This window comes from Shewanella pneumatophori (assembly GCF_023283895.1).
GTDB classification, from domain to species: Bacteria; Pseudomonadota; Gammaproteobacteria; order Enterobacterales; family Shewanellaceae; genus Shewanella; species Shewanella pneumatophori.
Window position 1 is genome coordinate 1 of the sequence record NZ_JAKILB010000022.1, and the last position, 12,669, is coordinate 12,669.

7 protein-coding genes are annotated in these 12,669 nt (G+C 42.9%); all 7 read left to right on the forward strand.

The window, feature by feature from the left end; genetic code table 11:
• Positions 1–4,189, forward strand: a 4,189-nt coding sequence (locus L2740_RS20600; RefSeq protein ID WP_275974431.1) for an Ig-like domain-containing protein, incomplete at its 5' end; no start/stop codon positions are given.
• Positions 4,190–4,340: 151 nt separating this feature from the next.
• Complete coding sequence (locus L2740_RS20605; RefSeq protein ID WP_275974432.1) at positions 4,341–6,458, forward strand: type I secretion system permease/ATPase; 2,118 nt, start codon at positions 4,341–4,343, stop codon at positions 6,456–6,458.
• Complete coding sequence (locus tag L2740_RS20610) at positions 6,455–7,837, forward strand: HlyD family type I secretion periplasmic adaptor subunit (protein WP_248951918.1); 1,383 nt, start codon at positions 6,455–6,457, stop codon at positions 7,835–7,837. The genes L2740_RS20605 and L2740_RS20610 overlap by 4 nt, the downstream gene beginning before the upstream one ends.
• A 30-nt stretch (positions 7,838–7,867) precedes the next feature.
• Complete coding sequence (locus tag L2740_RS20615; RefSeq protein ID WP_248951919.1) at positions 7,868–9,289, forward strand: TolC family outer membrane protein; 1,422 nt, start codon at positions 7,868–7,870, stop codon at positions 9,287–9,289.
• Entirely contained in the window at positions 9,286–9,891 is a 606-nt protein-coding gene (locus L2740_RS20620; RefSeq protein WP_248951920.1) for an OmpA family protein, read from the forward strand. Before L2740_RS20615 ends, L2740_RS20620 begins: the two co-directional genes overlap by 4 nt.
• A gap of 18 nt (positions 9,892–9,909) precedes the next feature.
• A complete protein-coding gene (locus tag L2740_RS20625) occupies positions 9,910–10,617 on the forward strand; it encodes a transglutaminase-like cysteine peptidase (RefSeq protein WP_248951921.1) in 708 nt (235 codons plus the stop codon).
• An 8-nt stretch (positions 10,618–10,625) separates the two neighbouring features.
• On the forward strand, positions 10,626–12,545 hold the full coding sequence (locus L2740_RS20630) for a bifunctional diguanylate cyclase/phosphodiesterase (protein ID WP_248951922.1): 1,920 nt from the start codon (positions 10,626–10,628) through the stop codon (positions 12,543–12,545).
• The last annotated feature ends 124 nt before the right edge of the window (positions 12,546–12,669 follow it).

The following is a 12,669-nucleotide window of genomic DNA, read 5'->3' on the forward strand; positions in this document are numbered from 1 at the left end:
GGGCACAACTGTGACGCTCACGCTCACAGATAGCGCAGGCAACATTCAGCAAGTGACTGGCGTGACCGTTAATGCTGACGGCTCTTACTCGATTGATGGCGTTGATATTTCTGGTCTGGTTGATGGTGATATCACGGTTAACGCCAGCGCAGATGATCGCAACGGTAATTCTGTAACAGACTCAGCGACGGATAACTTAGATACTACAGCCCCTATAATTCCTACCGTCACCATACTCGACGATAACGCTATTATTGGAGCTAATGAGTATGTAAACGATGGCTGGTTAAATTCAGGAGAATTAGCATCTGGCGGCAGCGGCGTTCAACTTCAGGTAAATGTAAATCATGCCGAATTAGATGACGGTGGTTTTGTTACGTTAACGATAACAAATGGCGGTATCAACTCAATAGTGACATTAAGCCTTAGCGATACTGGTGAACTTGTCGTTAGTGGCTCATCAAGCACTGCAAGCACTAACTTTGATTACGACAACGGTGTTATTACTTGGAGCGAAAACACTCCTAGTGAAGGACAAGAGATTTCAGTCAGTGCAACACAAACCGATGAAGCGGGCAATAGCTCAACTACTGGAAATGATACTGCGGCAGTAACAACCGTCGACGCTGTAGATGATGCTCTAGATAGCTCATTTAGCGCAAGTGCCAGTTCTGCAGACAACTGGGGAACCGAAAACGGCACTCAAGTTAATCCATTATTTACCATTAGCGCTCTTAATGCCGATGGTACAACTGGCGTAGTAAACTACTCTTCCGATGCGAATAAGTTAGGTGTTTCTGGTAACCCAAGAGACGATAATAGTGGTGGAGTTGAGCAACTGCAGTTTGATTCAAGCACCGGAGAATCTGAAGCTTTAGTCTTTGAATTTAGTGGCTTAGCAAATACTGCAACCTTTAACGTAAGTAATATGCTATCTGGCGAAGAAGGCGGTGAACAAGGTGTAGTAAAAGCCTATTACAAAGGTGAGCTTGTTGCTATGACAGTATTTAAAACTGAAAATAGTAACAGCGGTGAATTCACTATTAACACCGGTGACTTCGTATTTGATAAGTTAGTATTTGAGGCCACTTATACTGTAGATGAAGAAAATGGAATAGGTCTGGGCGGTGATTCTTCTGATTATTATCTCACTTCAATTGAGGTCTCAGGCCAAGGGCTGGGTGAAGATGCTCTTATTGTAGAAGAGGACCAATCTCTCACTGTAACCGCTGCTGACGGTCTATTGACTAATGATTCTGATCTGCAAGATCATGACTTCTCAATAACCAATGTTAATGGTATCGATTTTGGTCAGAACTCAAGTGTAGATATCACTTTTGCCAACGGAGCTACTGCAACAGTACATGCTGATGGTAGTTATACCTTTAACTCTAACGGCGCATACGATTATCTAACCGCAGGGCAACGTGCAGAGCTCGAATTTAACTACACCATTACTGATGAATATGGCGCAACGGATACAGCAACAGTAACGATTAACATTATTGGTGTCGATACTCCACCAGCTGTATTAGACAGTGATCTGAGTGGTATTGAAGATACTTCTCTTATATTGCAGTGGGACGACTTTTCAATTTCCGATGTCGATACTTCCAAAGCCGAACTATCAATTCAAGTCAGCCAACTTCCTAACAGCCAGAATGGCACTTTAGAGTATTTCAATGGCAGCAACTGGGTTGCTGTAACATCGCAAGTCTTACTAACCTCAGCAATGTTTGACTCAGGCCATGTGCGCTTTACCCCTGCAGGTGACCAAGCAAATGGTAACGATAATGCTACAGGAGTTGGTAACCAAGGTGGTGCTCTAGCTGACTTTGAATTTGTAGTAACTGACGGTATCTCTGTGAGTGATACCGCAACGATGACGATTAATATCGATGCCAGAGCCGATGCCCCAACACTTACAGCAAGCACAGGTAATATCGAGTGGGTTTACAAAATTGTTAATAATCAGCCCCCAACAGATAATGTAGCTGTTGGTGATAATATTTTAGACGCCAATATCGAAGCAATAGAGGCTGGCCGAACAGCTACTGCGCAAGTAGATACCAATACTTATTTAAAAGGTGTTGATAACGATACCAACGATCTATCAGGAAACTCAGGTGATGATGTATTTATTGGCGGTAATTTTGCCGATAAATTACAAGGAAATGCCGGTAATGATGTCTTCTTTGGCGGCGGTGAGAATGACGCGATTTATGGCGGAGAAGGCATCGACACTGCCGTTTATAGCGGTAACTTTGCTGAATATACCATTACAAATCATGTCGATCATTCCCATACCCCTTATTTATTGGTCGAAGACAGCTTAAGTCGAGATACTAGCGCCATAAGTACAGGCACTCTTGATGCAGGTGATCACCTCTATCGTATCGAACGACTAATGTTTGCTGACGGGATCTATACCGTTAATCCTGATGGCAGCCTGACCCAAGTAAAAGTCCAAGAAATTGAGCTTGATATACAAGCTGATTTAGTTGATGTCGATGGTAGTGAAGCAATTTCAAATATCACCGTAGAAGGTGTACCAGAGGGCGTATATCTATCTGCGGGGACTGATTTAGGCAATGGCACTTGGTCGCTTACTGCACAAGATTTGACTGATTTAAAGATAGTAGTGGATGAGTCATATACTGGCGACAAAGAGTTTACCCTTGATGTTAGTGCTACAAGCACAGAATCAAGCAATAACAATGAAGCAAGCTCTAGCATAACTTTAGACGTTTCATTGCGAGACTATAGTTACACCACAGGTACAAATGGTGATAACGATATTGATGGCACTGACAATCACGACATCATTGTCAGCGATACCTCTGGCATTCAAATCGTTCAAGGTGAAAACTATAACATTGCCTTTATTTTAGACTCATCAGGCAGTATGGGATCTCGTGCCGTTGATACCGCAAAAGAGCAATTAATAGAAGTATTTAAAGTCCTACAAGCCTCCGCTTCAGGTCAATACTCCGGCACTGTTAATATTGCAGTTATTGATTTTGATGGCTCAGCTAGCTTAAGCCTTTCACTAAATATCAATGATTTAGATATAAACGCTTTAATAAATAGCGATAATGACGCCTGGGACGCTATTTTAGATGGAGGTTGGACTAACTATGTTGATGCATTCACTACTGCAACAAACTGGTTTAGCAGTGACATAGTAACCGCTAATCCTGGCAATAATATTACCTACTTCATTACAGACGGTCAGCACAATGGAGGTGGTGATCAACATGGCGCATTTGACCTATTAAACGCAGTATCTGAAGTAGAAGCTGTTGGTATAAAGCAAAATATTGATGCTACAGATTTAGTTGCTTACGACAGTGACGGTCTTGTTAGAGCTAAAGTTGATGTCAGCAACTTATCCAGCGTAATTTTGGGTTCAGAAACCAATTTAATCCCAGGTGATGACCAATCAAACGGTGCTCAAGGTAACGACATTATCTTTGGTGACTTGACTCAGTTTAACGGTATTGATGGTCAGGGCTTCACTGCATTGCAAGCTTTGGTTGCCCAAGAAACGAATACCAATGAAGCTGATGTATCGGTACAAGATATCCACGACTTTATCACGGCTAATCCTACAATGCTTGATATCGCCAATATTAATGATGGTGCGGATACCTTAGCCGGAGGTGAAGGTGATGACATTCTGTTTGGTCAAGGAGGTAACGATCTCCTCATTGGCGGAGATGGTTCTGACACCTTAATCGGTGGCTTAGGTGACGATACCTTAACGGGTGGCACAGATGCAGACACCTTCATCTGGACTGCAACTTCTGTAGACGGCACAAATACGACCGACCATATAACCGATTTTGATTTGGCAGAAGACAAGCTCGACTTGAGCGATATTTTACAAGGCAACTCAGTTAGCGAGCTTCTACCTTTCATCGAGTTTACAGACGTAAATGGCTCAACCAGTATCAATATCGATACCGACCAAAACGGTAGTTTCGATCAACATATTGTGCTCGATGGTGTTGATCTGTTTGCCCAATTTGGTAGCGATGAATCCGACATCATTTCTGGTTTACTTGGAAGTAATGGTGATGGCCCTTTAATTGTGAGCAACTCTTCTGGAGAACCTCTAGTTCAGGCTGTTAACACACCAGATCCACTTGATGAACTAATAAATCAAAATGGAATAAACATACCATAACAAAGAAGATACAAGTGATCTGTAGCAAAACAGGTCACTTTGTTCGATACTTCCATAATAAATAATAAAATCTTAAGGATAAGACTCTAAGGTGTCTGCTTCAGAATCTAAGAAAACTGAGCAGTGGACGATCTCAGCCTCACAACGTGTAATGGTTGATCCACTGCTAGATAGTTTAGTCTTACTCACCGAATATTTCGGTAGCCCCTGCTCTAGCGATTCCCTTGCAGCTGGTTTGCCAATGCAGGGGAATATACTCACGCCTGAGTTATTACCTCAAGCTGCAAGCCGCGCAGGACTTGCTGCTAAGCTATCTCGTAAAGGGCTGAATGAAATATCAGCCATTATGTTGCCTTGCATTTTATTATTAAAAGATCAGAAGGCATGCCTATTACGCGAACTCGACATCGAAAAAGATCGGGCTGTCATTCAACTACCTGAAACCGGTGGTGAAGAAACCTTATCCATTGAAGCACTAGAAGCGCTATACGTTGGCTACTTGTTCTTAGTGAAACAAGAATACCGTGGCGACATGGGCTTAGATGTTCATTTACATGAAAGTAAAACCCATTGGCTTTGGCAAACCGTTAAAGACTCTGCGCCCATTTATCGTGATGCACTTATCGCATCCGTGCTAGTTAATCTGTTTGCGTTAGTTTCACCACTTTTCATTATGAATGTGTACGACAAAGTGGTGCCAAACCTTGCCTTTGACTCATTATGGGTTCTAGCCATTGGTGCAGGTATCGCTTACATATTCGATCTAATAATGCGCCAATTAAGAAGCTATTTAATTGATGTCGCTGGTAAAAAGGTCGACATAATCGTCTCATCCAAACTATTTGCTAAAGCCATTGGTATCCCGCTTGAAAAGCGCTCTCCCAGTGTTGGCGGCATGGCTAAACAACTTGGGGAATTCGACAACATTCGCGACATCCTCACTTCAGCGACTATTACAACATTAGTTGATCTACCCTTTGCGTTATTTTTCTTATTTATCATTTATATTGTTGCAGGTGATCTGGCACTCATTCCATTTTTAGGTAGCATTATCATTATTGGTTACACCCTGATAATGCAGCCAAAATTGAAAGCCGCAATTGATGAAAGTAATAAGTTTTCCGGCCTCAAACATGGTCATTTAATTGAGTCGTTAGCCTCTATTGAATCGATTAAGTCCAGCGGTGCTGAAGGCTTAGTACAAAAGAGTTGGCAACAGATGATAGGCCACACAGCTAACTGGCAGCTGAAGTGCAAAAAAATCACCACATCCGTAACCAATATGGCCACGTTCGTTGTGCAAACATCAGTGATATTTGTGGTGATTTTAGGGGTCTACCGAGTCTCTGAAAACGAAATTTCTATGGGTGGTATTATTGCTGCGGTGATTTTATCTAGCCGCGCCATATCGCCTATGGCTCAGCTTGCTGGGCTAATGACACGCGGCAATCAAACCGCAAGCGCTCTGCGTCAACTCGATGAGTTAATGACTCAAGAAGATGAGTTTGAAAATAAAGGCCATTTAGTTAGCCGACAACGTTTACTCGGCCAGATCTCAGCCCATCATGTAGGGTTTAGTTACCCTGATTCTGAGCGCCCAATACTCCACCCGTTATCAATCAATATCGCTCCTGGTGAGCGTGTTGCAATTATTGGCCGCAATGGTTCAGGAAAAAGTACCTTAGCAAAACTGCTTGTTGGCTTATATCAGCCAACACAAGGTAGCTTAACCTATGACGGGCTCGACTCCGCGCAAATCCACCCTAGCGACCTTAGAAGAAACTTTGGTTATCTCCCTCAAGATCTCACCCTCTTTCACGGCACTATTCGTGACAATATTTTGTTCGGAACTCGCCAAGTTACCGAGCATCAACTGATCAGAGCGGTACAACTTTCAGGGGTTAATTTATTTACCAACTTAGAAGCAGAAGGCTTAGATCAACAAGTCGGTGAAGGCGGCAGAGCATTATCACGTGGCCAACGACAAACCATTTCTTTGGCACGTGCAACCTTGAATGATCCACCAGTATTGTTGATGGACGAACCAACAGCCAGCTTAGATGCCCGCGCAGAAAAGCAGTTTATCAATGCTATGCATAATGTGAGTAAAGACAGAACCTTATTACTTATCACCCATAAGATGCATTTACTTAATCTTGTTGACCGCATTATAGTGCTCGACCGAGGACACATAGTTGCAGATGGCCCTAAAGCTGATGTGCTGAAAAAACTCAACGAAGGTTTGTTAGCAGGAGCCGCTAAAAAATGAGTAAGCATTTAACTACCCATGATTTAGAGATGGTTGATGATGTATATGGGGCCATGATGACCGACGCCCCAACAAGTCACAGGCTCACAATATGGGCGCTATCAGCGTTAGTTGTTACGTTTCTTCTCTGGGCCTATTTCGCAGAGCTAGATCAAGTCACAACCGGCATGGGCAAAGTGATCCCTTCCTCTCAAGTACAGGTCATTCAAAGTCTTGATGGCGGAATTTTGCAAGAAATGTATGTCCAAGAAGGCCTTATTGTAACTAAAGGCCAGCCTCTTGTGCGTATCGATGCAACGCGCTTTCAATCAGATTTTGCTCAGCAAGAGCAAGAAGTTAATAGCTTACTCGCCAATGTTATTCGCCTTAAAACCGAGCTTAATAGCATTACTATTTCAGGGATTAGCAATGACTGGCGCGAGCAAGTCAAAATCTCGCCGCAAACATTAATATTCCCAGCAACACTTGAAGAAACTGATTCTGAGTTAACCCGACGTCAGCGAGAAGAATATGTTGGCCGCCTAGATAATCTCAGTAACCAACTTGAAATCCAGGCACGACAAATCCAGCAACGTAATCAAGAAATCCAAGAGCTGGCTTCAAAAATTAAAACCTTAACCACAAGTTACCAATTAGTTTCTCGAGAACTAGAGCTTACTCGTCCACTGGCAGAGAAAGGTATTGTGCCTGAAGTTGAGTTACTCAAGCTGCAACGTGTGGTTAACGATATTCAAGGCGAACTCGCTTCGTTGCGCTTGCTACGACCAAAAGTTAAATCAACCATGGATGAAGCGATTTTAAAACGTCGAGAATCAGTATTGATTTATGCCGCTGATAGCCGCGCACAACTTAATGAAATGCAAACCAAGCTTTCTCGTATGAACGAAGCTCAAGTTGGTGCACAAGATAAAGTCAGTAAAGCAGAAATCACCTCTCCGGTGAATGGCACAGTTAAAACTGTACATATCAATACACTCGGCGGTGTCGTCCAGCCCGGTGTCGACATCATTGAAATCGTACCTTCTGAAGACAAGCTGCTAATCGAAACTAAAATTATTCCCAAAGATATCGCCTTTTTACACCCCGGCTTACCAGCAGTTGTAAAGGTCACAGCTTATGACTTTACTCGCTATGGCGGCCTCAATGGAGTGGTGGAACATATCAGTGCTGACACCACCCAAGATGAAGAAGGCAACAGCTTTTATATTGTAAAAGTTAGGACTGAGTTTTCTAGCCTAACCAAAGACGACGGTACCGAAATGCCGATAATACCCGGCATGTTAACCTCTGTTGATGTGATTACAGGGCAAAGATCCGTTTTAGAGTACATACTTAATCCAATATTGCGGGCTAAAGACACAGCGCTTAGAGAGCGCTAGGCCCGATAAAACGACCAGGAGGGGTTAACAATGGATAGCAGTAAAATACGGCAGCTCAAACGCAGTGCTCTAGCACTTGCCGTTAGCACGCTGATAATACCGGCTTCCGCTTATAGCCAAACACTAGAGCAGGCCGTTGCACATACTTTGGATACCAATCCAGAAATTCGGATTGCTTTTAACCGCTTTAAAGCCCGTGAAGAGCAAGTCAATCAAGCTATCGCGGGATATATGCCAACTGTTGATATCAGTGCTGGTTATGGTTGGGAGCAAACTAATAGCCCATCAACCAGACGTCGCGCAGGCGATGGTGAAGTCGATGATGATGGCGTGATTGAACTCGAACGTGGTGAAGCTGGCTTCAGTATCAAGCAAATGCTGTTTGATGGCTTTTACACAAGTAGCGAAGTTGACCGTTACAGCTTTGAAGCAAGTGCTGAACAATGGGCGCTATTTGCCGCTGCAGAAGATATGGCGCTCGATGTTGTCAACGTTTATATCAATTACATTCGTAGTGAACAGGTACTGGTTTTAGCCGAGAAGAACCTCGAAAGCCACAAAGAAATCTACGATCAAATTAAGCAACGTACAGACTCAGGTTTAGGCTCAACAGCTGACTTATCACAAATTACCGGCCGTTTAGCTCGAGCAAATGCAAATGTCATTTCTGCTCGTAATAACTTTTACGATGCTAAGTCACAGTTCATTCGCGTGGTAGAGCAAGAGCCGGAAGATATGATAGTTCCAGTTCCCGATGCAGACATGCTACCTGCCGACCTCAGTACTAGCATCATGTTAGCGCAAGAAAACCACCCTATTCTCAAGTCGGCTTCTAGTGATATCAATGCTGCAAAAAATGAGAAAGATTCAGCTCAATCAAACTACTACCCTAAGCTCACTTTAGAATTGGATGGTAACTGGAATAATAACCTTGATGGTGAGGATGGTATTTCTGGTAGCGGCATTTTCCAAACTGATGTTGGCGGACACAATAACGATCTCGTCGCTATGGTACGTTTAAAGTACAACCTGTTTTCAGGTGGTCGAGATCTCGCCCGAGAAAAGGAAGCGGCGTATAAGATTGGTGAAGCCAAAGAGATCCGCCAACGTGCTCACAGACAGGTTGTTGAAGGTGCAAATTTAGCCTGGAATGCCTACGAGTTACTGACACCGCAAAAAATGTACATTCGCGATCACGTAATTGCCGCAAAAGACACTCAAGTTGCCTACAGCCAACAGTTTAACTTGGGCCAACGCAGCTTATTGGATCTACTCGATACTGAAAATGAGCTTTTTGAAGCTAGAAAAGACTACTTAGAATCTGAGTATGACGAAATTATTGCCCAATACCGCGTGCTAAACGCCACTGGCCAATTACTTGATTCTTTACGTGTGACCAGACCTGATGTTTGGCAAGGTGAGCGAGACTATGAAGGAGGAGTCCCACAATGAGAACCTTATTAATCCTATTAAGTATCGCCATATTGGGCGGCTGCTCAATGCGCGATATAGTGACAATGGACCAACCTACCGTACAGGTTAATGACCTAAGTGACATAGACCATGATGGTGTGATTGTCGCCAGAGAACGCTGCACAGACACAGTGTTGGGTGCGAGTATTGATAATTATGGTTGCGGTCAAATTAAGCCAATTAATGAGCGTCAAGAGTTAAAAATCCTCTTCGCCAATGACTCATACTACATCGACCCTATGTATTACCCTCAAGTGGAAGTTATTGCCGTATTTATGCGTGAATTCCCAAATACAGAAGCGGTAATCGAAGGCCATTGTAGTAAAACGGGTAGTCACGAACATAACCAAACCTTATCGCAAAATCGAGCTAACGCAGTAAGTTCTTTGCTATCCGAGCGCTTTGGTATTGATTCAGACAGGCTCAGTGCTATAGGTTATAGTTTCGATAGACCTATCGACCCCACTCATACTGCTGCTGCACATAAAGTGAATCGCCGAGTGATCGCTGAACTAACCGGTGATGACACAACTGCAGATATGAAGTGGCATATCTATACCGTAGACGAAGAAGTTAAGTAGGAGTTGTAACGGAGCATCATGATTGGCCGGCTTTATAAATTAAAAAAATTACAAAAAGTCTGCCAATTTAAATTGACGGTTTTAGCTTTGTCTGTCTCTTGTCTTTATGCTGCTCCGCTTAAGCAACTCGATACAGCCCATATAACCCAAACAATAGAGTCACAGTATGGTGAACGTGCGGGAAAACGAATTCGGGCTTGGTTTAAAATTTTAGATGATGCAAAGGACTTGCAAGATAGCGACAAAATCTTAATGGTGAATAATTTTTTCAACCTGTTTCATTTTGTCGACGATATAAAGCTTTGGGGAAATAAGAATTATTGGGCAACGCCCATGGAGTTTATCGGAGTTAGTGGCGGCGATTGTGAAGACTTCTCAATCGCCAAGTATTTTACCCTACTCCAACTCGGTGTTTCAGAAGATAAGTTACGCATCACTATGGTCAAAGCCACTAGTGTGAATCAGTATCATATGGTGCTAGCGTATTATGAAACCCCCTCTTCTATTCCCCTCGTTTTAGACAATCTTGATAAGCAAATAAAACCGGCGACCCAAAGAACAGATCTATTGCCTGTTTACAGTTTTAATGGTCGACAGCTTTGGTTAAATAAAGAAAAAGGACGAGGTGTTCTAGCTGGCTCTTCATCTAAGCTAGCGAAATGGAATGACCTGAAGCACCGTTTGGGTGTTGAGCGACTCAACCAACCCAAGATAAAACTGGAGTAGTAAACAAGATGACACTGTTTCGACAGATATACACATTACTATTTGTACTCTTTTTGCTGGTTGTAGCAAGCTTAAGCTATGTGCAGTTTACTGAAACACAGAGCTTTCTAACCAAGCAAATGGAGTCAGACCTTAATAATACCAGTAACTCACTGGGAATTATGCTGGTACCCGATCTTGAGGCTGGTGACATAGTCGGTGCAGAAACACTGATTAATGTAATTTTTGAAGGGGGTTACTACCAACAGGTAAAGCTCACCTGGTTAGTAGATGGTAAACAACAAGTATGGCAAAACCCAATGACAATTGACGGTGTGCCGCAGTGGTTTATTGATTTAGGGCTCTTCAAAACAATTAAACGAGAAAGTACCATTACTTCAGGTTGGATCCAACTTGCACGTCTTGAAGTGACCGCCCACCCAGGGTTTGGCTACCATGAGCTCTGGCGCACCATGACCAATGCTATCTTGGTATTTTCAATATTGTTTCTTATTGCCATCATTTTTGCCCGTATAGGTTTAACTTGGATTTTAAAACCACTCCACGAGATTGCCGAACACGCTAAAGAAGTGGCCAACCGCAAATTCGGCCCGGATATGACAGTACCTAAAACAGTTGAACTCAAGTCAGTCGTACTTGCATTCAACAGCATGTCAGAGCAGCTTAAACAAATCTTTAATTCTCTCGATGAAGAAGTCGGCGAATTAAGAAAGAAAAATCTGGTTGATCAAGTTTCTGGTTTGCCAAACCGCCAATATATGATGGGACGCCTTAACAGTTGGCTGAGCGAACCCAAAAGCGGTGCATTAATGATGGCCAAATTTGATTGGCTCGAAGAAGTGCACAGTAAATATGGTTATCAAGTTCGCGACGAGACCATCAAATTACTATCAGATAAAATGAAGCAGCACTTAGATGGTGTAACCGGCTCTGTGATCGCCCGTATCGCTGCTTACGAATTTGCTTTCTTAATTACAAGCTCAGAGCATGATCAAACAAGTAAGTACCTGCAAACACTGATCCGCACGATTAATCAGGAGATGTCAAAAGCAGGCTGTAAACCTAACGAAGGTTTCGCTATTGGTATCGCTGAGCGTATAGGACAAATGTCAGTAACAGACGTTCTTGCACAAGCTGATAACGCACTACAAAAAGCGATTCAAGGTAATCAAGTTTTCCACTGGTTTGAGACTAATGAAAAGCAACTATTTACCCGAGAACAGTGGCGCGAACACCTAAGTGCCGCCATTACTGAAGGTAAATTCAAATTTAAGTGGCAACCCATATTACTCAATGACTCAAACTCAATCTTACAAAGAGAACTGTATTGCCAGTTAGAAATTCACGACAAAATGGTTCAAGCCGGACAGTTTATGCCATATGTGGAGCTGCTTTCTTTAGGTACCTTGCTAGATAAATGCTTGATTGAAAGCCTACATAGCAAGCAATTACTCAATAGAAATTTTGAGCCTATTGCAGTGAATTTAACGTTTCAAAGTATGGGCGATACTGAATTCCATCAATGGCTTAATAAGTTTTTACGCTCATCAACGCTTAGAGAAAGACTGTGCTTCGATATTCCTGAAGCTGCGGTATATAGTGACCCTGAAGCGTGTCAGGCACTTTGTGCCATTATTAGAGACAATGGTTCGCACTTCGGTATAGACCATTTCGGCCGCCAATTTGGCTCAATGTCTTACTTACAAAACCTACGCCCGAGCTATGTAAAGCTCGACCAATCATTTGCTTACTACGATGAAAGTGAACACAGCAGTGAGTTGTGCCGCGCGCTAATTAACGTTGCTAAAGGTTTAGATGTTGAGGTAATAGTTACCGGTGTAGAAGAGCAAGAGCAATTAGCTCGCTTTACGCCATTAAAAACCAACGCATACATGGGCTATATCTCCCCTCCGGTTGATGTAGACTAGCTCAATATTGCTCAAAATAGCCACAACAAAGCCTCTTGTCCATCAAGGGGCTTTTTTATCGATACTCTACTGCCCAGACTCTCGATGCTCTCTACTTCCCAAGGCTTATCGAAAAATGCTCAGC

Bases quoted from the DNA above. Each gene is read 5' to 3' on its own strand.
- L2740_RS20605 (WP_275974432.1), top strand. From the start codon at position 4,341: ATGGTTGATCCACTGCTAGATAGTTTAGTCTTACTCACCGAATATTTC.
- L2740_RS20610 (WP_248951918.1), top strand. From the start codon at position 6,455: ATGAGTAAGCATTTAACTACCCATGATTTAGAGATGGTTGATGATGTA.
- L2740_RS20615 (WP_248951919.1), top strand. From the start codon at position 7,868: ATGGATAGCAGTAAAATACGGCAGCTCAAACGCAGTGCTCTAGCACTT.
- L2740_RS20620 (WP_248951920.1), top strand. From the start codon at position 9,286: ATGAGAACCTTATTAATCCTATTAAGTATCGCCATATTGGGCGGCTGC.
- L2740_RS20625 (WP_248951921.1), top strand. From the start codon at position 9,910: ATGATTGGCCGGCTTTATAAATTAAAAAAATTACAAAAAGTCTGCCAA.
- L2740_RS20630 (WP_248951922.1), top strand. From the start codon at position 10,626: ATGACACTGTTTCGACAGATATACACATTACTATTTGTACTCTTTTTG.